General features: G+C 68.3%; 26 protein-coding genes. 12 read left to right on the top strand and 14 right to left on the bottom strand.

The genetic code is table 11. The features are described 5' to 3' along the window. Positions 1-77: 77 nt before the first annotated feature. Genes ABD206_RS10670 through ABD206_RS10635 form a run of 8 tightly spaced genes read right to left on the bottom strand, consistent with a single transcriptional unit; the run spans position 78 to position 9,136 of the window. Positions 78-1,586 carry an aldehyde dehydrogenase (NADP(+)) gene (locus ABD206_RS10670; RefSeq protein ID WP_344072351.1) on the bottom strand — a complete coding sequence of 503 codons (1,509 nt, stop codon included), beginning with the start codon at positions 1,584-1,586 and terminating at the stop codon, positions 78-80. After that, positions 1,586-2,776: a fumarylacetoacetate hydrolase family protein gene (locus ABD206_RS10665; protein ID WP_344072349.1), complete on the bottom strand. Its 1,191-nt coding sequence runs from the start codon at positions 2,774-2,776 to the stop codon at positions 1,586-1,588. Before ABD206_RS10665 ends, ABD206_RS10670 begins: the two co-directional genes overlap by 1 nt. 46 nt (positions 2,777-2,822) lie before the next feature. Further along, positions 2,823-3,608, bottom strand: a complete 786-nt coding sequence (locus ABD206_RS10660; protein WP_344072348.1) for an enoyl-CoA hydratase/isomerase family protein — start codon at positions 3,606-3,608, stop codon at positions 2,823-2,825. Further along, on the bottom strand, positions 3,605-4,741 hold the full coding sequence (locus ABD206_RS10655) for a hypothetical protein (RefSeq protein WP_344072346.1): 1,137 nt from the start codon (positions 4,739-4,741) through the stop codon (positions 3,605-3,607). The genes ABD206_RS10660 and ABD206_RS10655 overlap by 4 nt, the downstream gene beginning before the upstream one ends. Continuing rightward, a complete protein-coding gene (locus ABD206_RS10650) occupies positions 4,738-5,958 on the bottom strand; it encodes a CaiB/BaiF CoA transferase family protein (protein WP_344072344.1) in 1,221 nt (406 codons plus the stop codon). The genes ABD206_RS10655 and ABD206_RS10650 overlap by 4 nt, the downstream gene beginning before the upstream one ends. Positions 5,959-5,974: 16 nt before the next feature. Continuing rightward, positions 5,975-7,027, bottom strand: a complete 1,053-nt coding sequence (locus ABD206_RS10645; protein ID WP_344072342.1) for a Gfo/Idh/MocA family protein — start codon at positions 7,025-7,027, stop codon at positions 5,975-5,977. Then, the gene (locus ABD206_RS10640) at positions 7,024-7,983 is read right to left on the bottom strand and encodes an MBL fold metallo-hydrolase (protein ID WP_344073540.1); all 960 of its coding nucleotides are present in this window, start codon (positions 7,981-7,983) and stop codon (positions 7,024-7,026) included. The genes ABD206_RS10645 and ABD206_RS10640 overlap by 4 nt, the downstream gene beginning before the upstream one ends. A 1-nt stretch (position 7,984) precedes the next feature. Beyond that, positions 7,985-9,136, bottom strand: coding sequence for a mandelate racemase/muconate lactonizing enzyme family protein (locus tag ABD206_RS10635; RefSeq protein WP_344072340.1), 1,152 nt, complete (start codon positions 9,134-9,136; stop codon positions 7,985-7,987). Positions 9,137-9,246: 110 nt separating this feature from the next. Here ABD206_RS10635 and ABD206_RS10630 point away from each other — a divergent pair, with 110 nt between their 5' ends. Beyond that, a complete protein-coding gene (locus ABD206_RS10630; RefSeq protein ID WP_344072338.1) occupies positions 9,247-9,993 on the top strand; it encodes a FadR/GntR family transcriptional regulator in 747 nt (248 codons plus the stop codon). Between the two features lie 543 nt (positions 9,994-10,536). Then, positions 10,537-11,904 (top strand): replicative DNA helicase, encoded by a 1,368-nt coding sequence (gene dnaB / locus ABD206_RS10625; protein ID WP_344072335.1) that lies wholly within the window; start codon positions 10,537-10,539, stop codon positions 11,902-11,904. Positions 11,905-11,952: 48 nt separating this feature from the next. Here the strand turns inward: dnaB and ABD206_RS10620 are convergent, their stop codons facing one another. Further along, positions 11,953-12,471, bottom strand: a complete 519-nt coding sequence (locus ABD206_RS10620; RefSeq protein ID WP_344073538.1) for a Type 1 glutamine amidotransferase-like domain-containing protein — start codon at positions 12,469-12,471, stop codon at positions 11,953-11,955. On the opposite strand from ABD206_RS10620, the gene ABD206_RS10615 reads away from it, so the two are divergent. Next, positions 12,424-12,636, top strand: a complete 213-nt coding sequence (locus ABD206_RS10615; RefSeq protein ID WP_344073569.1) for a hypothetical protein — start codon at positions 12,424-12,426, stop codon at positions 12,634-12,636. The two genes, ABD206_RS10620 and ABD206_RS10615, sit on opposite strands and share 48 nt — an antisense overlap. A gap of 30 nt (positions 12,637-12,666) precedes the next feature. Here ABD206_RS10615 and ABD206_RS10610 read toward each other — a convergent pair whose 3' ends face one another. The 3 genes from ABD206_RS10610 to ABD206_RS10600 all read right to left on the bottom strand — a co-directional run bounded on the left by ABD206_RS10610 (position 12,667) and on the right by ABD206_RS10600 (position 14,428). After that, positions 12,667-13,536: an alpha/beta fold hydrolase gene (locus tag ABD206_RS10610; protein ID WP_344072333.1), complete on the bottom strand. Its 870-nt coding sequence runs from the start codon at positions 13,534-13,536 to the stop codon at positions 12,667-12,669. Positions 13,537-13,603: 67 nt separating this feature from the next. Continuing rightward, positions 13,604-13,999 (bottom strand): hypothetical protein, encoded by a 396-nt coding sequence (locus tag ABD206_RS10605; protein WP_344072331.1) that lies wholly within the window; start codon positions 13,997-13,999, stop codon positions 13,604-13,606. Between the two features lie 39 nt (positions 14,000-14,038). Beyond that, positions 14,039-14,428, bottom strand: coding sequence for a pyridoxamine 5'-phosphate oxidase family protein (locus ABD206_RS10600; RefSeq protein ID WP_344072329.1), 390 nt, complete (start codon positions 14,426-14,428; stop codon positions 14,039-14,041). Positions 14,429-14,481: 53 nt separating this feature from the next. On the opposite strand from ABD206_RS10600, the gene ABD206_RS10595 reads away from it, so the two are divergent. The 5 genes from ABD206_RS10595 to ABD206_RS10575 all read left to right on the top strand — a co-directional run bounded on the left by ABD206_RS10595 (position 14,482) and on the right by ABD206_RS10575 (position 17,377). After that, positions 14,482-14,709, top strand: a complete 228-nt coding sequence (locus ABD206_RS10595; RefSeq protein WP_344072326.1) for a hypothetical protein — start codon at positions 14,482-14,484, stop codon at positions 14,707-14,709. 37 nt (positions 14,710-14,746) lie between these two features. Further along, positions 14,747-14,869, top strand: a complete 123-nt coding sequence (locus tag ABD206_RS10590; protein ID WP_344072324.1) for a hypothetical protein — start codon at positions 14,747-14,749, stop codon at positions 14,867-14,869. A 45-nt stretch (positions 14,870-14,914) separates the two neighbouring features. Further along, positions 14,915-15,388 (top strand): acyl-CoA thioesterase, encoded by a 474-nt coding sequence (locus ABD206_RS10585; protein WP_344072321.1) that lies wholly within the window; start codon positions 14,915-14,917, stop codon positions 15,386-15,388. A 41-nt stretch (positions 15,389-15,429) separates the two neighbouring features. Further along, positions 15,430-16,434, top strand: coding sequence for a tocopherol cyclase family protein (locus ABD206_RS10580; protein WP_344072318.1), 1,005 nt, complete (start codon positions 15,430-15,432; stop codon positions 16,432-16,434). Positions 16,435-16,531: 97 nt separating this feature from the next. Then, positions 16,532-17,377, top strand: coding sequence for a PhzF family phenazine biosynthesis protein (locus ABD206_RS10575; RefSeq protein ID WP_344072316.1), 846 nt, complete (start codon positions 16,532-16,534; stop codon positions 17,375-17,377). Between the two features lies 1 nt (position 17,378). Here ABD206_RS10575 and ABD206_RS10570 read toward each other — a convergent pair whose 3' ends face one another. Next, the gene (locus ABD206_RS10570) at positions 17,379-17,729 is read right to left on the bottom strand and encodes a metalloregulator ArsR/SmtB family transcription factor (protein WP_344072314.1); all 351 of its coding nucleotides are present in this window, start codon (positions 17,727-17,729) and stop codon (positions 17,379-17,381) included. Between the two features lie 84 nt (positions 17,730-17,813). Between ABD206_RS10570 and ABD206_RS10565 the strand changes: the two genes are divergently transcribed. From ABD206_RS10565 to ABD206_RS10550, 4 genes are all read left to right on the top strand, one after another. After that, positions 17,814-19,127 (top strand): FAD-dependent oxidoreductase, encoded by a 1,314-nt coding sequence (locus ABD206_RS10565; RefSeq protein ID WP_344072311.1) that lies wholly within the window; start codon positions 17,814-17,816, stop codon positions 19,125-19,127. Continuing rightward, positions 19,124-19,636, top strand: coding sequence for a GNAT family N-acetyltransferase (locus ABD206_RS10560; RefSeq protein ID WP_425561200.1), 513 nt, complete (start codon positions 19,124-19,126; stop codon positions 19,634-19,636). The genes ABD206_RS10565 and ABD206_RS10560 overlap by 4 nt, the downstream gene beginning before the upstream one ends. Before the next feature lie 65 nt (positions 19,637-19,701). Continuing rightward, the gene (locus tag ABD206_RS10555) at positions 19,702-20,445 is read left to right on the top strand and encodes an alpha/beta fold hydrolase (protein ID WP_344072308.1); all 744 of its coding nucleotides are present in this window, start codon (positions 19,702-19,704) and stop codon (positions 20,443-20,445) included. 32 nt (positions 20,446-20,477) lie between these two features. Next, complete coding sequence (locus tag ABD206_RS10550; protein WP_344072306.1) at positions 20,478-21,140, top strand: hypothetical protein; 663 nt, start codon at positions 20,478-20,480, stop codon at positions 21,138-21,140. Between the two features lie 3 nt (positions 21,141-21,143). Here ABD206_RS10550 and ABD206_RS10545 read toward each other — a convergent pair whose 3' ends face one another. After that, positions 21,144-22,049, bottom strand: coding sequence for a LysR substrate-binding domain-containing protein (locus tag ABD206_RS10545; protein ID WP_344072304.1), 906 nt, complete (start codon positions 22,047-22,049; stop codon positions 21,144-21,146). Positions 22,050-22,145 lie beyond the last annotated feature (96 nt).

Raw genomic sequence — 22,145 nt, 5'->3', positions numbered from 1 at the left:
TGCAGGTTTCGGGCATGAAAAACGACGAGATGGGGTGCTCGGTCGCGTCACGCGCAGGGGACGCGACCGAGCAGGGGTCAGGATGCCGCGAGCTGGAAGACCCCGTCGACGCGGCGGGGGATCGACGCGGTGCCGTCGCGCAGCTCCTCGGGCAGGACGTAGTCGGGAGCGTCCTGCCACGCCAGCGGGCGGAGGAAACGGCGGATGGCGGTCACACCCACCGAGGTGTGCTGCGTGTTGGTAGCCGGCCACGGCCCACCGTGGTGCATGCCCCACGAGACACGGACACCGGTCGGGTAGCCGTTGTAGACCACGCGGCCCACGACATCCTGCACCTGAGCGGTCAGCGACGCGGTGAGCTCGACCTCGTCGGCGGCACTGTGGATCGTCGCGGTCAGCGAATCGGGGATCGCGGCCAGGGCGCTGCGGACCTCATCGAGATCACGGTAGCGAGCGATGAGAAGGAGAGGACCGAAGGCTTCCTCGGTGACGGCGGGCGTCACATCGGATGCCGCGATCTCGAGCACCGCGGGCGTCAGCGTGAATCCCTCGGGGCCGGGCTTCGGGGCCACGATGCTGCGGGCACGACCCTCATCGATCAGTCGGGTACGGATCTCGTCGAGCGCCCCGTGGATGCGCGAGTTGAGCAGGGGCTGGGCCGCAGCCGCCTCGGACTTCGCGACGATCTCGGCCACGATGCCCGCCTCGCCCTCGGGCAGGAACGCGATGCCGGGCTTCGTGCACAGCTGACCGGCCGAGCCCGTGAACGACGTGAACAGTCCCTCGGCGATCGCAGCGCCGCGCTCGGCGGCTGCGCCGGGGGTGACCACGAGCGGGTTCACACTCGACAGCTCGCCGAAGAACGGGATCGGACGCTCACGCTTCTCGATGATGTCGAGCAGGATCCTGCCGGTGGACAGTGCCCCCGTGAATCCGACCGCGGCGATCGCCGGATCGGCGACCAGGGCCGCGCCGGCAGCCTGGCCGTAGACGATGCCGAGAGTACCGAGCGGTGCCCCGTAGGCGGTCGCGGAACGCTCGAGTGAGGCGAACGAGAGCTGCGAGGTGACCGGGTGGGAGCTGTGGGCCTTGATGACCACCGGATTTCCGGCCGCGAGCGCCGATGCGGTGTCCCCGCCGACGACGGAAAAGGCGAAGGGGAAGTTGCTGGAGCCGAAGACGGCGACCGGCCCGATGGGCACGAGCATGCGACGCACATCCGGACCGGGACCCATCGGGGTGGGGGCGGCATGGTCGATGATCGCCTCGAGGTAGCCGCCCTCGTCGACGGCTTCTGCGAACAGGCGGAACTGGAAGGCTGAGCGGGTGAGCTCTCCGTTCAGTCGCGCCTCCGGCAGACCGGTTTCGGCCATCGCCGCCGGAACGAGCTCGGCGCGGTCGGCCTCCAGGCCATCAGCGAGGGCACGGAGCAGCCCCGCGCGCCAGAGGCGATCGCGCGTCTTGATGTCGGCGAAGGCCGCGGCGGCCGCCGCGGTCAGGGCGACGACGCCCTCCGGGGAGGTGGGGGTGATGTCGGTGTCGATCGTGACACCGGTGCGGGGATCGGTTGTGGACAGGACGCTCATCAGGATGCCTTTCCCAGGAGGTTGCGAGTGGCGAGATTGGCGAACAGGGCCGCGACCCCGAAGGTCCACGGCGCAACTGTCTCGCTGCGGCGGACGCGGTTGACGAGAGCGCCCAGGTGGGGGCTGGCGATCGTCACGACGTCGTCGATGTGGTGGGTGAAGCCGCGACCGGCCTCATCGCGGTCCTCGATCGGTGCGAACATCGTGCCGAGGTACAGCACGAGCCCGTCGGGGTACTGGTGGTGTGCCCCGAGGGTCTGGGCGACGAGGTCCGCGGGGTCCCGGCTGATGGATGCCATGGGCGAGGTCGCCGACATCTGGAATCCGTCTGCGCCGTCCACGGTGAGGGTCACGGTCTCCTGACGCAGGGTGTCCAGGGTGAAGTGCTCGTCGAAGAGGCGGATGAAGGGACCGATCGAGGCGGACGCGTTGTTGTCCTTCGCCTGACCGAGAAGCAATGCACTGCGACCCTCGATGTCGCGGAGGTTGACGTCGTTGCCGAGCGTCGCGCCCACGATCGTGCCGGTGGAGGAGACGACGAGGACGACCTCGGGCTCGGGGTTGTTCCACTCCGAGTCACCGCGAAGGCCGACATCCACCGCCGAGCCGACGGTCGACATCACGGGGGCCTTCGTGAAGACCTCGGCGTCGGGTCCGATGCCCACTTCCAGATACTGGCTCCACAGACCCTCGCGCAGCAGCACCTCCTTGAGGCGCATCGCCTCGGGGGAGCCGGGCGTGAGGTTCGAGATGTCGGTGCCGAGGGCCTCGAGCACCTGCGCACGAACCCCGTCGGCGGCATCCGCTTCGCCGCGCGCCTTTTCCTCGATGATCCGCTCGAGCATCGAGACGGGGAAGGTGACACCGGCCGCCTTGACCACGTGCAGGTCGATCGGGGACAGCACCCAGGGGCGGGTCTCGTCGCGGGAGTCAGGCGCCGTGTTGGCGAAGATCTCGTCGGCCCGGCCGAGCACCGGGCCCGAGACGGCGGCCACGGCGCGGGCGGGCGCCGCTGTCTCGCTCAGTGCGTGCATCGTCGGGAAGCTCGACGAGACGTCGATGAGATCGTCGCCGCGCAGAGCGACGACGGTGGGACCGCCCACGGCAGGGTCCCACACCCGTCCCACGAGGGTGGCTGTGGCAGCGTCTTCGGGCAGCGCGCGGGCGAGCCCGCCGGTCCAGTCGGTCATGTCTCTCCTGGTGTGGGGTGGTTCGGGGGATGGCCCAGTGGTCTATTCAGCGGCCGGAGAAGACCGCAGGACGCTTCTCGGCGAAGGCCGCGCGCCCTTCTGCGGCGTCCTCCGTGGCGAAGGTGATGCCCTGCATCTCACGCTCGTACGCGATCGCCTGATCCAGTGGCAGGCTGTAGGCGGCGCGCAGATTCGCCTTGGCCGTCTCCGCGGCGATCGGGGGGCGGGAGGCGATCGTGGCGGCGATCTCCTGTGCGCGGGCCAGCAACGCGTCGGGCTCCACGAGCTCGCTGACGATCCCCCAGGCGAGTGCCGTCGGGGCGTCGATCGGGTCGCCGGTCATCAGCATGAGGGCGGCGTTGCTGGCGCCGATGGAGTTGGCCAGCAACACCGACATCCCGCCGCCACCGATCCACCCGAGCTTGATCTCGGGGGCGGCGAAGGTCGCGCCGGTCGACGCGATCCGGATGTCGCAGGTGAGCGCCGTCTCCAGGCCGCCACCGAGAGCGAAGCCGTTGACGGCCGCGACGATGGGCTTGCGCGCCGCGCGCAGGGCGTCGCAGTAGTCGCGGCGGTTGCGGAACTCCCACGGAGTCTCGTACTGATCGAGGGTGCGGATGTCGGAACCGGCGCTGAAGGCGCGCCCCGAGCCCGTGTACACGATCGCCCGCACGGCGGGATCGTCGTTGGTCCGCGCGATGAGTGCTTCGAGGGCGGCCGACATCTCCTGGGTGACCGCGTTGAGCTTCTCGGGGCGGTTGAGGCGGATCGTGAGGACGAATCCGTCGAGGTCGGCGTCGATCAGGTCGATGCCACTGCCATAGTCGGTCATGCGGGGGCCTTCATGTCGTTTGCTGCATGTGAGGGAGTGGGCATATGAGGGAGGGCCGCGAAGCGCTCCTCGATCTCGGCGAGCACGGATGCGGGGCTGCGGCGTCCCGCGATCGCGTCGCGCAGCAGCGCCGACGCCTCGCTCTGGAACGGGATGTAGCCGGGCCGACGCGGGCGAACCCAGGACTGCTCGATCGTGATGCGGGTGCCGCTGTAGAAGCCGTGCGCCGCGGCGTCGACCCGGGGATCCCGCCACGCTGCGCGCGCGCTGGGCTGACCATCGTGGTCCGGGATGAAGGCACGTTGCGTTGTCTCCGACAGCAGCCACGTGAGGTGGGCGAGCAGCTCGGGCGAGGGCACGGAGCGACGGGAGACCGCGATGCCGGTGCCGCCGATCGTCGAGCCGACGCCGGCGGCACCGACCGGGGCATCGGAGAACACGATGTCGCTGGAGGCGTAGTTGACGTAGCCGTAGATCAGCGGGATGTAGCCGATGTCCCCCACGTCACGCATGCGATCCAGCAGCCCGATGGGGTTGAGGTCCGCCGTTCCGGCCGGGGCGCCTGCGCTGAGAGCGGCGAGCTTCTCGTACGCCCGCACCGCGATGTCGGGGGCGAACAGGCCCTGCCCGTTGCCGGGATCGTCTCCCAGTGAGACGGCGATCGAACACATGCTGAGGAAGGCATGTGGCCCCGCCAAACTCATGGCGACGAGGCCCTTCTCCGCGAGTGCGAGCGCCTCGTCCCACGTCGACGGGGGCGAGGCCACACGTGCGGGGTTGCGCACACTCACCTGCGTCGCCGCGTCCAGGGGAAGCGCCCACAGGCGATCACCCACGGTGTAGGAGGCGATGCTCGGGCCCACGGCCGCGTCGCGCCAGGCGGTGACCTGTTCGGCGGGGAACAGGGCGTCGATCGGCTGCAGGCTGTCGGTGGCGATCGCGTCGCCCAAGTGCGGGTGGTCGAGCACGAGCAGGTCGTAGCGGGCGGCGAGCTCATCGATCGGGGCGGATTCGAACCCCTCCAGCGGCTGGACGTCCCATTCGATCAGACCAGGAGCGACCGTGCGGGCCGCCGCCTCGAGGGCGTGGCGTCCGCGCGGGTGATCCCAGGTCAGCCCCCGGAAGACGCTCATGCCGACGCCGTGTCCGTCACACGGGAGGTCACGACGCCCGATGCCGCGAGGGCGTCGACGGCAGTCGTGTCGTAGCCGATCTCGCCGAGGATCTCAGCGGTGTGCTCGCCCGTCAGCGGCGCACCTCGGTCGATACGGGCCGGTGTGCGCGCGAACTTGTAGGGGAATCCGGGCGTCTTCACGAGGCCCTCGGTGGCGTGCTCGTACTCGACGAACGTGCCGTTGTGGATGATCTGGGGATCTTCGACCAGGTCGGCGTAGCCGTACACGGGGCCCGCCCAGATCCCCGCGGCCAGCAGTTCGTCGAGCCACTCGTCGGAGGGGCGGCGCACGAGCGCGGCGGCGGTCTTCGCGTAGAGCTCGTCACGGTGGCTCCAGCCGTGTTCCTCGGCATCCAGCCCGGCGAAGCTCGGCTCGCCGATCACTCGACCGAGGACCTCGAGGTCGGCGAAGCCGAGCGCGATGTAGCCGTCAGCGGTCTCGAAGACGCCGTAGGGTGCGCGGATGTAGACGTGGGCGTTGGGCTCGGTGCCGCGCTCCTGCGGGATGCCGCCGATGGTGTGCACCGACAGTTCCTGCATCTGCAGGGTGGTGAGGGCATCGAGCATGTTGACCGTGACCAGCTGACCCTCGCCGGTGCGCTCGCGATGAAGGAGCGCGGCGAGGACCGCCTCGAACGCGGTGGATGCCGTGACGGCATCCGCGAGGAACTGGCCCGCCGGGCTCGGCGGCTCGCCGGCCCGGCCGGCCGAGAGCATGGCGCCGCTCATCGCCTGCAGCAGCAGGTCTTGGCCGGGGCGATCCCGGTAGGGTCCGTCCTCGCCGTAGCCGGACATCGAGACGTACACGAGCTTCGGGTTGAGCGCGCTGAGGGTCTCGTAGTCCAGGCCCAGACGCGCGGCGACCCCGGGACGGTAGTTCTGCAGGAAGACGTCGGCGGTGGCGACGAGCTCGCGCACGATCTTCTTGCCCTCGGCGGACTTCAGATCCACGGCGACCGAGCGCTTGTTGCGGTTGAGTGAGAGGAACGAGACGTTCACCTCGTTGCCCTGGGCGCCACCCGCCGAGGCATGGCGCTGCCACTCACCCTGGGGCGGCTCGACCTTGATGACGTCGGCGCCGAGGTCTCCCAGGCGCTGCGCGGCGAAGGGGCCCGCCATCGCGATCGAGCAGTCGATCACCCGGTAGCCGGAGAGGATGCTGGGAAGGTCGGTCATGGTGTCCTCGGCAGAGTCAGGCGTGGACGGCGACCTCGGCGCCGTCCTGGGAAGAGGAGCGCAGCAGCGCGTCGACGAGCTCGACGGAGCGGGCCGCGACCTCGACGTCGGAGTTGTTCTCGCTGGAGGCACCGGTGATCAGCTCGATGAAGCGCGCCGGCGGGATCAGGCACTCGTACTCGCCCTCATCGGGGGTGATCTCCAGCTCGGTGCGGGTGCCGTCGTAGCGGCTGAGGGTCACGCGCTCGCGCTCGACGTCGATCATCATGACGCCGTCGGTGCCGAACAGGCGGATGTCGATCTGGTACTTGTCGCCATCGGCGAGCGTCGCAGCGCCCGACAGAGTCCCCAGTGCCCCGTTGTCGAAGCGGATCACCCCGGCGTCGAACAGGTCGACGGGGGCGCCGGCGGTCATGACGCGGCCGGCCACGGATGCCGCACGCAGCCCCGTCAACCAGAACAGCAGCGCCGAGGAGTGGGTCACCTGGCCGTGAGCGTAGCCGCCACCGCGGGCCGGGCTGGACCACGTCGTGGGATTGGGGGCGGTGGCCGAGTTCCAGCGCTCGAGCATGTGCGTGGGGTCGTTGCCGAACAGGCCGCGCGTCGGGGAGGCCATGTGGCAGACCGCGTACTGGATCTCGCCGATCCCGCCCTCATCGAGCATCTTCTTGGCGGCGACGGTGAAGGGCTTGTAGTTCCAGCCATAGGGCACCAGGAAGACCGTGCCGGCCTTCTCGGCCCGCTGCGCCAGGTCCCATGCCTCGTCGGCGTTCAATGTCATCGGCTTCTCGCACAGCACGTGCAGGCCGCGGTCGAGCGCCTTGGCTGCGATCGGGTGGTGCAGGTCGTGCGGAGTGGTGATGACGACCGCGTCGAGTCCGGCATCCAGCAGCTCGTCGGCGTCCTCCGTGGCGAACCCGAACCCGAATTTGTCGCGGATCTCGGTCAGCTCCGGGCCGAGGCCGCAGACGCCGACCAGCTCGACGTCGGGATGGGCGGCGAAGATCGGGAAGTGGTTGCTGGTGGCCCACCATCCCGCGCCGATCGCTCCCAGTCGCACCTTGCTCATCTGTTCCACTCCCATGTGCGGCGCGGCCCCGTGACATCCATCGTCACCCGGCCTCGCGCGACCATTCGCTCGAGGTTCCCCGTCACCGGGAAGATCAGGTATTGCGCCGCGTCCTCACCCCACGGACCGAGGCGCGTGTGGGTGCGCGCGATCAGCTCCAGGGTCGTGAGCGGCGCGGCCGCGGTTCGCAGCTCGGCCTCGACGACCGTGTCGATGAGCTCGACGTACGCGGCCGACTCGTCGAGGAATCCGGTCACGCGGTCGCCCTCGTAGAGCGGGTAGTGCGCGGTGAGCAGCAGTTCGGGCGCCAGCTCTCGTGCGAGCGCGATCGTCGCCAGGTACGGATCGGTGTCTCGGTAGGTCGGGGGGAAAGCCGGCGCGCCGTCGGCGAAGGGCACCGTCTCGCCGAGGATGGCATCCGAGATCACGAGGGCACGGTTGGTCTCATCCCATACCGCCAGATGCCCCGGCGAATGACCGGGCGCCGCGAGGATCCGCACCGTGCGGTCGCCGAGGTCGAACTCCTCGCCGCCGATGACGGCACGGTCGACCGGGCGCAGCCGTGTCGATGCGCGGACCTGGGCGGTCGTCTCGGGCGGGTCGTCGAATCCGTCGGCGTCGGCGAACTCGCCGTAGCGGCCGGCGATCAGCGTCTCGACGTCCTCGGTCATCGCGACGTCGGGACCGCCGGCGAGGAACTGCGCGTTCGGGGCGTGGGCGGCCAGGGCAGCGTTCCCGCCGGTGTGGTCGAAGTCGCAGTGCGAGGAGACGACCCAGGTCAGCTGCGACGGATCGAAGCCGATGCCCTTCAGATAGGGGAGGAGCGTGCCCTCGACACTCTCATCCACGCCGGTGTCGAACAGGAGTGACGCGGCGGGACCCGTGAACAGGTACATCGCGATGAAGCGCTCGCCGAGAGGCGCCTGGATGCGGTGGAGTCCGGGACGAAGCTGCATCTCACTCACCGTCCATGTGCGTGATCATGCGCAGGCCTGCGCGGCTTGAGCGCACGTGCGGCCCTCCGCCGGCGAGCCAGCTCGCATCGCGCTGGTGGGCGAGGATGGCCGACTCGTCGACGCTGACGCCGACACCAGGCAGGTCGCCGAGAAGAACCCCGCCATCGGCGATTTCTTGGTCCACGCTCACACCGAACGGGGCACCGAGATCTTGGATCTCGGCCGAGAGGTGGTTCGGGATGGCGGCGGCAGCGGCGGTGACCGCGTAGTTGGCGGTCAGCCCCACGGGGCTCATCGGCAGGTCGCGGCTGTGTGCGGCCATGGCGACGCGCAGGAAGTGCGTGATGCCCCAGACAGCTCCCGCTTGGACCACGTCGACCGCATTCGCCTCGAAGAGAGGCCGGAACTGCTCGAGCCCGGTGAGGTTCTCACCCGTAGCGACGGCGGCGCGGATCGATCCGGACAGGCGCGCGTGACCGATGGCGTCCCAGCGCCGCAACGGCTCCTCGATCCAGGTGAGGTCCACCTCGCGCTCGATCTTGGCCAGATACCGCACCGCTTGCTTGAGATTCCATGACTCGTTCGCATCGAGCATCACGGCCGGGGCCGGGGCGTTCGCACGCAGCGCGTCGGCGATGATGCCCAGGCGTCGCAGGTCGTGCGAGGCATCCCGACCACCCTTGAGTTTGCCGCTCGCGAAGCCCCGCTCGGCCATGCGCACGTAGAAGGCGTGGAGTTGGGCATCGTCCAGCGCGATGTCCAGGCCCGAGGCGTACCCGGTGACGAAGCGGTCCTTCGCGCCGAGCAGGCGCCACAGCGGCTCGCCGGCGATCTTCGCTTTGAGGTCCCACAGGGCCATGTCCAAAGCTCCGACGCCGCCGAAGGTCGCCCCGGCGTGGCCGCTCTTGAAGACCCGGGCGAGCATGGCGTCGTAGAGGGAGGACACCGCACGGGGGTCTTCGCCCTCGAGCGCGGGGAAGAGGCGCTCGATGTCATGGTGTGAACCCATGCCGACGCCGGTGATGCCTTCGTCGGTCTCGAGCAGGACGAGGGGCACCTCGGTCACTCCTGACGCGACGAATCCGTTCGCGTCGCCGACGGGTCGACCCCAGTCGTGAAAGGTCCGTAGCAGACGGTACCCCGTGATCTTCATATCGTCCTTGACTTTCGATGCCGCGGGTGGTGGAAACAGCATACATCACATGTCTGGTTAGTACAGAGAGTGTGTGCGGCAGCGGTCGCGACAGGCTCTAAGGTGGGCGCATGAGCTCGCAAGGAGGGCGCGACGCTGCGCCGACACCGCGCACGCCGTTCGATCGCATCGGCGTCGCCGTGCTGCGCGAGCTCGTGGAGACGATCGTCTCGGGGCGGATTCCGCAGGGCGGGCTCTTCCCGCCCGAGGCCGTGCTCTCACAGGAGTTCGGCGTCAGCCGCACCGTGATCCGCGAGTCGATGAAGCGCCTCCAGGAGAAGGGCATGGTCACGGTCGCCCAGGGGCGCGGCACGCACGTGAACCCGATGTCGTCGTGGAACCTGCTCGACCCGCTCGTTCTCACCTCCCTCATCGGCCACGACGACGCGCTCGGCATCCTTGACGACCTCAGCGTCGTGCGCGGAGCGCTGGAGGCGGCCATGGCAGCGGGGATGGCGCGGGAGCATGACGAGGACGGTGTCGCACGACTGCGCGCCAGCTTCGAGCTGATGCGCGCCTCGATGGAGGACTCGACAGCTTTCCGCGAGGCGGATGTGCAGTTCCACCTGATCGTGATGGAGCTGTCGGGCAACCTCCTGGCGGAGAACGTCGCGCGCGTACTCTTCGAGCGCGCGCTCGAGAGTACGCGCTACCACGGTGTCGATCGTGCCCGGGCGTTCGAGATGACGATGGCGGAACACGAGCAGATCCTGGCGGCCATCGAAGCAGGCGACCCCGAGGCCGCGAGGGCCGCGATGGATGCCCACATCACCGACTCCTGGGAGCGCCGCCGGCTCCCTACCGCCAAGCGCAGCTGACGCTCACGCGCCCATCCGAACCGCGGACGTGCCGCGCCGGTTCCGCGTGTTCTGCACCCGTGCGCCCGACCCGGTGCGCGAGATTCTGCGGCGCGCCGTGAACGGCCGCTCAACGCTTGCGCACAGCCGTCCATGCTGCTAGGCGGGTCGACGACTTGTACACAGTGACGCCCGTGTTACAGAACCTTCAATGCAAGGTTCAATCACAGCCTTGTCCACAACGTGTGGAACACAGAAATACCTGATCAATTGGCATAAATTCTCCGAATCTCCACGCGTTCGCTCACATTGTCCACAGGCGTTGCTCACAGGCGTCACGGCGTTTCCCGCAAGATGTCCACAGAGTTATCCACAGGCTCCGTTGCGGATGTCGGAGGCCGTCCCTAGCGTGTTCCATGCCCTTCCGGGGGAGGGATCTTCGCCGCCGACGATGACCGCGAAGACACGCAGGCGCCCGTCGCTTTCGCGTGCCCGCGCGAGGCGTGTCGCGCGCCCGCGACACCTGCGGCGGGGTGATGGTGGAGTCAGAGGAAAGGGGAGGGCATGTCGATCGCTGACATTTCGGAGGAGCGACTCGGCGGACCCCGGGAGTCGGAGCGGACACCCCCTCACGACATCCTCGCCGAGCAGAGTGCCCTGGGCGGCATGCTGTTGTCCAAGGACGCCGTCGCCGATGTCATCGAGACCGTGCGCGGGGCCGACTTCTACGTCCCCAAGCACGAGCTGATCTTCGAGGCGATCCTCACCCTCTACTCGCACGGCGAGCCCACTGACGTCATCACCGTCACCGACGAGCTGATCAAGACCGGCGAGCTGCAGCGCGCCGGCGGCGCCGATTACCTGCACACCCTGACATCCATCGTCCCGACCGCCGCGAACGCCGCCTATTACGCGTCGATCGTCGCCGAACGCGCTCTGCTGCGTCGCCTCGTCGAAGCCGGTACCCGCATCGTGCAGATGGGCTACGCCGGGCAGGGTGAGGCGGTCGACCTCGTCAACAACGCCCAGGCCGAGATCTATTCGGTGACCGGCGCCGACCAGGCTGAGGATTACGTGCCGCTGGAGATCGCGGTGGATGCCGCGGTCGAGGAGATCGAGGCCGCTCGAGGGCGCGACGGCAAGATGACCGGCATCCCTACCGGTTTCTCCGGCCTGGACCAGCTCACCAACGGGCTGCACCCCGGCCAGATGATCATCATCGCGGCGCGCCCCGCCATGGGTAAGTCGACGCTCGCGCTCGACTTCGCCCGCGCATCCGCGATCAAGCACAACATGCCGACGATCTTCTTCTCGCTGGAGATGGGGCGTAGCGAGATCGCGATGCGCCTGATGAGCGCCGAGGGCGCCGTGCCCCTGCAGAACATGCGCAAGGGCACGCTGGATTCGCGGGACTGGACGACGATCGCCGCCACCCGGGGGCGCATCAACGATGCGCCGCTCTACATCGACGACTCCCCCAACATGACCCTCGTCGAGATCCGCGCCAAGTGCCGCCGCCTCAAGCAGCGCGCGGGCCTGAAAATGGTCGTGATCGACTACCTGCAGCTGATGACCAGCGGCAAGCGTGTCGAGTCGCGTCAGCAGGAGGTCAGCGAGTTCTCGCGGGCGCTGAAGCTGCTGGCCAAGGAACTGGGCGTGCCGGTCATCGCGCTGTCACAGCTGAACCGTGGTCCCGAGCAGCGCTCGGACAAGAAACCGGCGCTGTCAGACCTGCGTGAGTCGGGCTCGATCGAGCAGGATGCCGACATGGTGGTGCTCCTGCATCGCGAGGCCGCCTACGAGAAGGACAGCCCGCGCGCCGGCGAGGCCGACCTCATCGTCGCCAAGCACCGCAACGGTCCGACCGACACGATCACCGTCGCCTTCCAGGGCCACTACTCCCGCTTCACCGACATGGCGCAGGGGATGTAGTTCGATTCCGTGCGCCGCAGCAGATCGGCGCTGCGGGGAATGCCTCAGTCAGCCGCGCGGAAGGGGCTCGGAATCGACCACTCTTCCCCACCCTGATTGAGTGAGGAACGCCTGGTCGTCACGAAGGGGAAGCAACGCGTATTCGGCACCGTACGTTTCGAGGGTGCGTTCGATAAGTTCCCGAGGATACGGCGGCAGCAGCCCGTCAGCGTGAGGAATGACAACGTGATCGACCAAGCCGAGTGCATCGAAGCTGGTGAGCGTCGGGCCATCGGCGGGATCGTCCATGAGTGACGCCGGAGTAGCGTCGGGACCGGCCACGATAGACCCCGCGCTGGCGCCGATGTATGGCAGACCATTTCGCACGCGCTCACTCACTACCGCTCCGCCGCCTGTCGTCTGCAGCGCTTCAAGTAGCGCGAACGTGCTCCCGCTTGCGACGTACACCGCATCGAGGTCGGCCAACACCCGATCGAGCTCACGCGGGGGCATTGCTCGAACCGTGATGGGGATCAGCTCGTGACCGAGACGTTCCAACGCATCGCGCTCCGCTGTCACGAAAGGCATGTCGGCGAGGGGGATCTGAGCGTCGTCGACATACCCGATATGAAGTGGACGCTGCGCGTCACCAACGGATCTTTCGAGGAACGGTGCGACGGCGCCGATGTGACGAGAAAGCAGAAGGATGTGCACTCCACAAAGCTATGGAGGGCTTCCGACACGCTCGATTGATCGATCGCGTACCAGAACCCCTCCTCTGCATCACTCGGCAACGGGTGCGAGGACTGCGCCCACAGAATCGTCCGCGCTGACGGTGGCCAGCCAGTTCGTGAGCTCAACGGACAATGCTGCTGGTGCGTCGAGCTGAATGAGGTGCCCCGCTTCCGGGATGAGGGTGATCAAGGAGTGCGGAATGAGCTCCTTGAGCCGGTGAGCTCGGTCAGCCGGTATCCAGGCGTCTTCCGTGCCCCAGATGATGTGCACGGGCTCTGTGATGCTGCCCAACCCGGTTTCGATCTCCGTCGTGAATCGCTCGTCCGCTTGCGCAATCTGACGGTAGAAGGCCGATTGGCCTTGCGCGTCCAGCCAAGGTTCGACGAGCATCTGCAGCTCGCTGACACGGAGGCCTTTGTAGCTTGCACTGCCGATGTAGGCCTCAATTGCACCTCGGTGGACTGCTGACGGAAGCTGTTCGAAGACCTCCGAGTGGTTCTGGACAAGTCTGAAGAAGTCCGACCCCCAGGGGGCGAGCGCCACGACATCCACAAGGCACAGTGACGCGAATGTGGCTCCGTGCAAGAGACGCGCTCGCAGCGCAACAGCGCCGCCAAAGTCATGGGCGACGATGTGCGGCCGATCGAGTTTCCAATGCTCAAGGAGCGCTGCGAACAGTGCTCCTTGCACCCCCAGATCGACAGCGTGCGACGGGTCCTTCGATGACGAGCCGTACCCCGGCATGTCCCAGAGGTGGACCGTGAATCGCCGCGCCAGAGCGAGCGCGATGGGACGCCAGAGCGACGATGACCAGGGAGTTCCGTGCAGGAGCACCAGCGCCGGCCCTGATCCGATCCGATCCCACCGGACGGTCCGCCCATGCCAGGCAAATTCTTGAGCCAGCTGCGGACTCTTCATGCCTCTATCGTTTCATGTCACGAGTCTGGGCTCCTGACCGAGCCGCCCCGGCCCGCGGACTGAGCGCTCAGGACAGCACGGGGACCTGCGCCCATCCCATCGCGATGACAAAGGTCAGCACCGACAGCACGATCGAGACCGGAACCATCGTGTAGCGCTCGGCCTTGCTCCGCGAGATCGCGTTCATCAGGATGCCGAGGGTGAGGTACCCGAACACCACCCACATCGCGATATCCGTGAACGCGGTCGGGAAGACGTCGATGAGCCCGACCTTGTCCCAGGCGATGACGACGATCAGCCCGTAGATGAGGATCGACACGACGCTCAGCACCCGCAGTCGTGGGGGGAACACCCGGTGCTGCCCGCCGGCCGAGAAGCGACCGAGCGGTGCGCCCAGTGTCAAGGCCAGTTGGAGCAATGCAAGGACGACCATGATCGCGGTGAGGATGCCGACGAAGATCATGCGGCCACCGTACCGATCGTTTTCGCCGCGGGCGAACCGCTACGGGGCGATCAAGCCCGCCGATCCGAGAACCCGGTCCGGGAAGAGTTCGATCGCGACGCGCTCGGGGTTCGGCTGCGGGGGCCGGTAGCGTCCGGCGTACAGCGCGACCGCCCGTGCGATCGACTCCGGGTCACGGGTGATCCGTGCGCGCCCCGCGAAGCTGATCCACTCGGGGCCGGCGACCTGCGCGACGGTGGCGCGGCCGTCGCGCTCGATGTTGCGCACCTTCTGGCTGCCATCGCGGGTGATCACCCGCACGATGCCGTCGGCCAGGGTGCACCCCACGGCGACCGTGTGGATGAAGCCTGAGGGTCCCAGCGTCGAGAGGGTGGCGAGGTGGTAGTCGGAGACGAATTGGTTTCCGGCGTCGGTGAGCGCGAAGGTCATGCACCGATTCTGCCCGTCCCGTTCGTTGACCCGTGATGCGTGATGCTGGATGCATGCGCACGACACTCACGATCGACGACGACGTCCTCGCCGCGGCCACGCAGTTCGCGGATGCGCGCGGCATCACGCTCGGCGAGGCGATGTCGCAACTCGCGCGTGCGACCCTCACCGAGCGCAAACGCTTCGACACGCGCAACGGCATGGTTCTGCTCCCTGCGCCCCCCGCCGCCGGCCGGGCGAGCATCGACGACGTGAACGCGCTGCGGGACGACCTCCAGTGACAGCATCCACACCGAGCGCCTGCTGGCCAGCACGCAGGTGACGGACACGTATCTGCTGCACCTCGCCGCATCCCATGACGCCCTGCTGGCCGCCTTCGACACACGGCTCGTGACCGCGGCGGTTCCGGGTGGCAAGGCCGTCCTCTTCCCGATCCCGTGACGCGGTCTCATCCGACCCACAGCCGGCACTGGCTACGCTCGAACCATGGCGAGCAGGAGCGACGAGGAGTGGTACTGGTCTGACGAGGGCGTGAACTTCCACACCCGCAAGTGGGTCAGGCCCGAGGACCTCAATGCCAATGGCACGCTCTTCGGCGGGAGCCTGCTGCGCTGGATCGACGAAGAGGCGGCGATCTACGCGATCATCCAGCTCGGCAACTATCGCGTCGTCACCAAACTCATCTCCGAGATCAATTTCGAGGCCTCCGCGCTGCAGGGCGACCTCATCGAGATGGGCCTCACGGCCACCCACTTCGGCACGACGTCTCTGACGATGCGCGCGGTGGTGCGCAACATGATCACGCGCGAGCGCATCCTCACGATCGAGAAGATCGTGTTCGTCAGCCTCGGCGAGGACGGGAAGCCCACGCCCCACGGGTTCCGGGCGATCACCTACGACCGTGATCGGATGCCGCGCGAGCACCCCGGCACCGGAACGATCACCCTCCCCAAGGGCTGACCGACCTTCATCCGCCCGCGCGGCGCCCGTACAGTGGGCGCATGCGATCCCCGGTGGCGTGGCTGAAAGGCGTCCGTCATCCCGAGGCGTTCCACGGCCACGGGGTGCCGCGAGGTTTCTTCGAGGGCTGGTACATCAAGCTCGTCTCCGAAGACCGGAGGCAGCGCTGGGCGGTGATCCCCGGCGTCTTCCGCGGTGAGGCCGAGGGAGGTGCCCTCGACGAGGCGTTCGTGCAGGTGCTGGATGGTCAGACCGGTCGCTCCTGGTACCACCGCTTCGAGCCGGATCAATTCCGCGCGTCTTCGACCGCGTTCCAGGTCGAGGTCGGACCCAACAGGTTCGGACCCGGCGGCGTCGAACTCGACCTCCCACAGCTGCGGGGTCGCCTGCGCTACACGTCTGAGCTGCAGCCGTGGCCGGTCACCCTCCGCGAGCCCGGGATCATGGGCTGGTACGGCCTCGTCCCGTTCATGCAGTGCTTCCACGGCATCGTCTCCTTCGGCCATGGGCTGTCGGGAACGCTCGAGGTGGAGGGCGCACCGCAGAGCTTCGACGGGGGTCGCGGCTACATCGAGAAGGACTGGGGCAAGTCCTTCCCCTCCTCGTACGTGTGGATGGCCAGCAACCACATCGACGCCGAGATCGGTGACGGCACCGATGCCTCGTTCATCGGCTCCGTCGCCGTGATTCCGTGGTTGGGCGGCGCCTTCCGTGGATCGATCCTTGGCCTGCGCCATGGCGGCCGCCTTCACAAGTGGACGACGTATAACGGCTCCGAGGAGCTGCGCCTGACGATCGATGACTCGCACGTCGGGTGGACCGTCACGGGTCCTGACGGCACGCTCGAGCTGGATGCAGAGCGCGTCCGCGGCGGGCTGCTCCACGCCCCGCGGCACGCGTCGATGCATGAGCGCGTGGAGGAGACGCTGGATGCCGACATCCGCCTGCGTCACACCGACGTGTCCGGGAAGGTGCTGCTCGACGGCATCGCCGACTGTGCGGGGATGGAGGTCTTCGGCGACACCGCCCGCATGCTCGCGCTCTGACGCCCAGCCGCGTTTCAGGCGGGCCACCTCGCATCCTGTGGTCTGAATAGCGCCGATATCGCGCTGACTCGCCCGGCGCGCGCCCTAGCGTGTCAGCATGCAGCGTCCTTTCCGCCAGGTCGATGTGTTCGGCCAAGACCCCTACACCGGAAATCCCGTCGCGGTGATCCTCGATGCCGCAGGGCTCGACGACGACGCACTGCGGGCGTTCTCGGTCTGGTCCAACCTGTCCGAGTGCACCTTCGTGCTACCGCCCACCGACCCCGGCGCCGACTACCGGGTGCGCATCTTCAATCTCGCGGTCGAGCTTCCGTTCGCGGGGCATCCGACCCTCGGTACGGCTCGTGCCTGGCTCGACGCCGGCGGCGTGCCGCACACCACCGGCACCGTGATCCAGGAGTGCGGCGTGGGGCTCGTGCCGGTGCGTATCGATGGCGAACTGCTGTCCTTCGCCGCACCGCCGCGCATCCGCTCCGGAGCCGTGGACGCCGAGTTGACGGCGGAGGTGGCAGACATCCTCGGGATCGCGGTCGATGACATCGTGGCCGCCGAGTGGCTCGACAACGGACCGGGATGGATCGGCATCCTGCTCGCCGACGACCAAGCCGTACTGCGGGTCACCCCGGATGCCTCGGGCCACCCGGGCCCGTGGGACATCGGCGTGCTGGGGCCCATCGCGGGCGAGCCCGGAGGCCCGGTCGTCGAGGTGCGCGGATTCTTCACCGACGGGAGGGGACCGCTCATCGAGGATCCGGTGACGGGGAGCCTGAACGCCTCGATCGCACAATGGCTCACCGAGTCGGGCCGCGCATCCGCGCCCTACGCGGCGCGGCAGGGCACGGCGCTTGGACGCAAGGGGCTGATCGAAGTGGTCGCAGCCGACGGCGATCTGTGGATCGGCGGCCGCACCCACGTCGCGCTCAGTGGGATCGCAGACCTGTAGCTCAGGGGAACTGCAGCAGCTCCGCCATGCGGGAGAGCGCTTCGGGGACGAGGCGGTAGTACGCCCAGGTGCCTCGCTTGGAACGGGTGAGAAAGCCCGCTTCGGTGAGCACCTTGAGGTGGTGCGACACGGTGGGCTGGGAGAGGCCGATCGGCTCGATCAGGTCGCACACGCACGCCTCCTGTCCCTCGGATGCGGCGACGATCGACAGCAGTTGCAGGCGCGCCGGATCGGCGAGCCCCTTGAGGAGCGCCGCGAGCGTCTCGGCCTCGGTGCGCTCCAGGGCCGCTTCGGCGAGTGGCGCGCAGCACGCGGCGGCGGAGACATCCGTGAGGGAAAGCGCGGTGGGCATATATCGATGGTAGTCGATATTGACATCCATCGATAGAGCCGTCGATACTGAACATCGACAATCATCGATATCTCGGAGGTCCGCGTGACTCTTCTCACCCTCACCCCGCGCACGGCCGTCTCGGACCGGCTGACCACCCTGCCCGTGGTCGTCATCGGAGCGGGCCCCGTGGGCCTCGCCGCGGCGGCACACCTCGTCGAGCGCGGGATCGATGTCTTCGTCGTGGAGGCGGGCGAGCGTCCTGCGGCCTCCGTGCGACTCTGGGGGCACACGCGCCTCTTCTCCCCCTGGCGGTACCTCATCGACCCGGCCGCACGGCGGCTGCTGGAGGCATCCGGGTGGACCGAGCCCGACCCTGAGACCATGCCGACCGGCGCCGAGCTCGTCGCCGACTACCTCGAGCCCCTTGCGGCACTGCCCGAGATCGGTTCGCGGATTCGATACGGCACGAGGGTCGTCGCGGTCGCCCGCGAGGGCATGGACCGCACCCGCAGCGCAGGGCGGGAGCAGACGCCGTTCCTGCTGCGGCTCGACACCGTCGACAACGCGGTCTCGGAGATCACGGCCCGGGCAGTGATTGATGCGTCCGGCACGTACACGACGCCCAATCCGCTCGCGTCCTCGGGGTGGGAGCCGAGCGGCGCCGGAGTGGTGCAGGACCGCATCACGCACGCGCTGCCGGACGTGAACGGTCTCGAGCGGTCGCGCTTCGCCGGTCGCCATACGACCGTCGTGGGTGCCGGGCACTCGGCGGCGAACACCCTCATCGCGCTGGCCGAGCTCGCCGAGCACGAGCCGGACACCCGCGTGACCTGGCTGATTCGCAACCCGACCGCGGTGCGGGTGTCTTCCTCCCCTGACGACGACCTGCCCGCCCGCGCGGGCCTGGGAGCGCGGATCGACCAGCTGGTGGCATCCGGGGCCATCACGAAGGTCGATGCGTTCGAGATCGGCGCGGTCGAGGCGCTCACCGACGGTGTCCGACTGATCGGCATGCGCCGCGGCGAGCCGGCCGCGCACGACACTGATCTCGTGGTCAGCGCCACCGGATTCCGCCCCGATCTCGGGATGCTGCGCGAGATCCGGCTCGACCTTGACGCGATCGTCGAGGCCCCGCGGCGCCTCGCTCCCCTCATCGACCCGAACGTCCACTCGTGCGGCACCGTCGAACCCCACGGATTCGAAGAGCTGCGCCATCCGGAGCCGGGATTCTTCGTCGTCGGAATGAAGTCGTACGGCCGCGCGCCGACGTTCCTGCTGGCCACCGGCTATGAGCAGGTCAGGTCGGTGGTCGCGTGGCTCGACGGCGACATGCGTGCCGCGACCGCGGTGCAGCTGGAACTCCCGGCCACGGGCGTCTGCTCGACGGGTGACGCATCGGGATCGTGCTGCTCGTGATCTCGATCCGAGCGCTCTGTGCGGGCGACTGGCCTGCTGTCGAGCGGATCTTCGCGGCCGGGATCGCCGCGGGGGAGGCGACGTTCGAGATCTCCACCCCGAGCTGGGAGCAGTTCGATGCGGCGAAGGTCCCCGAGGCCCGTCTGGTGGCGGTTGACGATGCCGGGACCGTGGTGGGCTGGGCCGCGGCATCACCGGTCTCGTCACGTCGCGGGTATCGCGGCGTCGTCGAACACTCGGTGTACGTCGACCCGGGGCATCACGGTCAGGGTGTGGGCACGCAGCTGCTCGCGGCGTTCGTCGAGGTGGCGGATGCGGCCGGGTACTGGATGATCCAGTCCAGCGTTTTCCCCGAGAACACCGCGAGTCTGCGCTTGCACGAGTCCGCGGGATTCCGCGTCGTCGGGCGTCGGGAGCGCATCGCTCGCGCCGAGGTCGGGCCCCGCGCCGGTCAGTGGCGCGACACGGTGCTGATCGAGCGGAGATCGGCGCGCAACGGGCAGGACTGACCGCCCAGAACGCGGTCTTGCGCTGATAGCCTCCACACGTCCACCCGACTCGAAGGAGAGCACCCATGTCCGATACCAAGCCCGCGATCGTCCTCGTGCACGGCGCCTGGGGCGGCGGCTGGATCTGGCGTCGCATCCTCGGCCCACTACGTGAGGCCGGCTACGAGGTCCACGCGGTCACCCTCACGGGAGACGGCGAACGAGCCCACCTGCGTCGGCCCGATATCGACCTGCACACGCACATCGCCGATGTCGTGGGCCTGGTCGAGATGGAAGAACTTGACCGGGTCATCCTTGTCGGTCACAGCTACGGCGGCATGGTAGCCACCGGTGCCGCCGTGAAGCTGCAAGAGACGCACCCGGGCATCCTCGCCGGACTCGCCTACGTCGATGCGATGTTCCCGCACTCCGGAGACGGCTGGGGCATTGCCCACCCGCCGGAGGTCGTCGAGGCGCGCCTGAAGGCCGCCGCCGAGTACGACAACGGACTGCCGGCTCCGGATGCCAGCGAGGGCTTCGCCGTGAGCGCCGAGGATGCCGCGTGGCTCAATCGCCGGCACACCATCCACCCCTTCGGGATGTACCGCCAGACGTTCGACTACGACGAGTCGCTCATCCAGCCCCTGCCGCGTCTGTTCATCGACTGCACCGACCCGGCGTACCCGACGATCGCACCGGTGCGAAAGCTCGTGCGTGAAGAGCCGGGTTGGGAGGTCGTCGAGATCGCGACCGGACACTTCCCGATGATCTCCACCCCCGACGAACTGGTCGCGCACCTGCGTGGCTTCGCTGACCGGCTCTCCGAGTGAGCGCGTCGGCCGACGCGACGGACAATAGACGCATGAGCGATCCAGTTCCCACCGGCGAGACTCCGTGGATGCTGCTGGGGGCGGCATCCACTGCGGACCTTCTCTCCGGCACCGATGTGCGGTGGTGGCTTTCGGGCGGCAGCGCGTACGACCAGTGGCGCGGTGAGCCGCTGCGCGAGCGGGATCGCACGACGATCAGCGTCGTCTACAGCGCACTCCCGACTCTCATCGACGCGCTTCCCGAGGGGATGACCGCGTGGGCGCGGTTCGGCGATGAGTTCACGCCCTGGGCGGATCTCCCCGACGGGGCCGACATCCCCGCGGCGTGGATCTTCGATGCCGACCGCGACGCGTGGGTGCTGCAGGTGAACCTGGAGGACGGCACCGCCGCCCGTTGGGTCTACCGGCGTGATCCGCGTCTGCAGCTGCCGTGGGACAAGGCCGTTCTCGACATCGACGGGATCCCGACCGGCGCCCCCGAGGTGCAGCTGGTCTGGAAGGCGCTGCGGCCGTATCCGGATGACGAGGCCGACAAGGACATCGTGCTGCCCGCGCTGCCCGAAGAGGCGCGGCAGTGGTGGGAGAAGGCGATCCTGTCGATCCACCCGCACTCGACATGGTCGATCCATGTGCGCAGCCCATTTGCGCCGGCCAAGGCGAGCTGGAACCGTACGCGACGAAACCAGGGTCTCTAGGGATCAGACCTCGGTACCCGGTTCGACGACCGCGCCGTGCACCAGTCGACGGAACCAGCGTTGCGCGGGCGTGAGACTCGACTCTCGCCGGGTGAAGATCGCGACGGGCGTGCTCTGCCCCGGCCACGGCAGCTCGGCGATCTGCAGCGTCGGGAACCAGCCGCAGAACACCTCGGCGACGTGCCGGGGCAGCAGCGTCACGAGATCTGTGTCCTTCAAGACGGCGGGGAGGGTTCCGTACTCCTCGACCGTCAGGGCGACCTGAGGCATGAGCCCGTGCTCGAGCAGCAGCTGGAGCGGATGCACGTGACCGCCGCGCGAAGAGACGCGCACGAACCCGCGCCCGTCGAACATGTCGGGACCCGACGGGGGCAGCGGGTGGCGACGGGAGGCGAGCGCCACGTACTCAACGGCGCGCACCGGCGTGCGCCACAGCCGCGATGCATCCATCTGGGCCACCGTGATCGCCAGGTCGAGGTTCCCGCGCACGAGCTCCTCTTCGACCTGGTCGGCATCCAGTCGTCGCACCGCCAGGCGCGCTCGGGAGTGCTCGCGATCGAGAGCGCTCATGATCGGTGGAAGGAAGGTTTGCTCACCGATGGATGTGAGTCCGAGCGAGAGCTCGCCCGTGAACGCCGACGGTTCGAAGGCGATCGAATCGCTGACCGTCGCCTCGATCTGGGCGAGCGCCTCGTGGAGCGGGCCGAAGAGCGCGGTCGCGCGCGGCGTCGGCACCATGACGTGGCCTTCGCGCCGGAACAGGTCGTCGGCGAAACGCTCGCGCAGGCGGGCGAGCGTGTAGCTCACGGTCGGCTGGGTGACGTGGAGGAAGTCAGCGGTCGCGGTCAGCGTGCGCAGCTCGTACAGCACGACGAACGTGCGCAACTGGTTCAGATCGGGGATGGCCATCTATCGAATCCATCTATGAAGAAGTGCTCCAGAATCTATTGGACCACATCGGGACGCCGACCTACAGTCGGAATGTCGGTACAGCACCTCGTTGCC

Origin of the sequence: Microbacterium sediminicola (assembly GCF_039531125.1) — a bacterium.
Classification (GTDB): domain Bacteria; phylum Actinomycetota; class Actinomycetes; order Actinomycetales; family Microbacteriaceae; genus Microbacterium; species Microbacterium sediminicola.
The sequence above is the reverse complement of the archived record's forward strand: the minus strand, read 5'-3'. Positions and strand labels throughout refer to the sequence as shown.

Bases quoted from the DNA above. Each gene is read 5' to 3' on its own strand.
- ABD206_RS10650 (WP_344072344.1), bottom strand. From the start codon at position 5,958: ATGACCGACCTTCCCAGCATCCTCTCCGGCTACCGGGTGATCGACTGC.
- ABD206_RS10640 (WP_344073540.1), bottom strand. From the start codon at position 7,983: ATGCAGCTTCGTCCCGGACTCCACCGCATCCAGGCGCCTCTCGGCGAG.
- ABD206_RS10605 (WP_344072331.1), bottom strand. From the start codon at position 13,999: ATGATCTTCGTCGGCATCCTCACCGCGATCATGGTCGTCCTTGCATTG.
- ABD206_RS10665 (WP_344072349.1), bottom strand. From the start codon at position 2,776: ATGACCGACTGGACCGGCGGGCTCGCCCGCGCGCTGCCCGAAGACGCT.
- ABD206_RS10570 (WP_344072314.1), bottom strand. From the start codon at position 17,729: ATGCCCACCGCGCTTTCCCTCACGGATGTCTCCGCCGCCGCGTGCTGC.
- ABD206_RS10595 (WP_344072326.1), top strand. From the start codon at position 14,482: ATGCGCACGACACTCACGATCGACGACGACGTCCTCGCCGCGGCCACG.
- dnaB (WP_344072335.1), top strand. From the start codon at position 10,537: ATGTCGATCGCTGACATTTCGGAGGAGCGACTCGGCGGACCCCGGGAG.
- ABD206_RS10555 (WP_344072308.1), top strand. From the start codon at position 19,702: ATGTCCGATACCAAGCCCGCGATCGTCCTCGTGCACGGCGCCTGGGGC.
- ABD206_RS10660 (WP_344072348.1), bottom strand. From the start codon at position 3,608: ATGACCGACTATGGCAGTGGCATCGACCTGATCGACGCCGACCTCGAC.
- ABD206_RS10655 (WP_344072346.1), bottom strand. From the start codon at position 4,741: ATGAGCGTCTTCCGGGGGCTGACCTGGGATCACCCGCGCGGACGCCAC.
- ABD206_RS10585 (WP_344072321.1), top strand. From the start codon at position 14,915: ATGGCGAGCAGGAGCGACGAGGAGTGGTACTGGTCTGACGAGGGCGTG.
- ABD206_RS10610 (WP_344072333.1), bottom strand. From the start codon at position 13,536: ATGAAGAGTCCGCAGCTGGCTCAAGAATTTGCCTGGCATGGGCGGACC.
- ABD206_RS10635 (WP_344072340.1), bottom strand. From the start codon at position 9,136: ATGAAGATCACGGGGTACCGTCTGCTACGGACCTTTCACGACTGGGGT.
- ABD206_RS10580 (WP_344072318.1), top strand. From the start codon at position 15,430: ATGCGATCCCCGGTGGCGTGGCTGAAAGGCGTCCGTCATCCCGAGGCG.
- ABD206_RS10645 (WP_344072342.1), bottom strand. From the start codon at position 7,027: ATGAGCAAGGTGCGACTGGGAGCGATCGGCGCGGGATGGTGGGCCACC.
- ABD206_RS10670 (WP_344072351.1), bottom strand. From the start codon at position 1,586: ATGAGCGTCCTGTCCACAACCGATCCCCGCACCGGTGTCACGATCGAC.
- ABD206_RS10620 (WP_344073538.1), bottom strand. From the start codon at position 12,471: ATGCCTTTCGTGACAGCGGAGCGCGATGCGTTGGAACGTCTCGGTCAC.
- ABD206_RS10600 (WP_344072329.1), bottom strand. From the start codon at position 14,428: ATGACCTTCGCGCTCACCGACGCCGGAAACCAATTCGTCTCCGACTAC.
- ABD206_RS10630 (WP_344072338.1), top strand. From the start codon at position 9,247: ATGAGCTCGCAAGGAGGGCGCGACGCTGCGCCGACACCGCGCACGCCG.
- ABD206_RS10575 (WP_344072316.1), top strand. From the start codon at position 16,532: ATGCAGCGTCCTTTCCGCCAGGTCGATGTGTTCGGCCAAGACCCCTAC.
- ABD206_RS10550 (WP_344072306.1), top strand. From the start codon at position 20,478: ATGAGCGATCCAGTTCCCACCGGCGAGACTCCGTGGATGCTGCTGGGG.
- ABD206_RS10545 (WP_344072304.1), bottom strand. From the start codon at position 22,049: ATGGCCATCCCCGATCTGAACCAGTTGCGCACGTTCGTCGTGCTGTAC.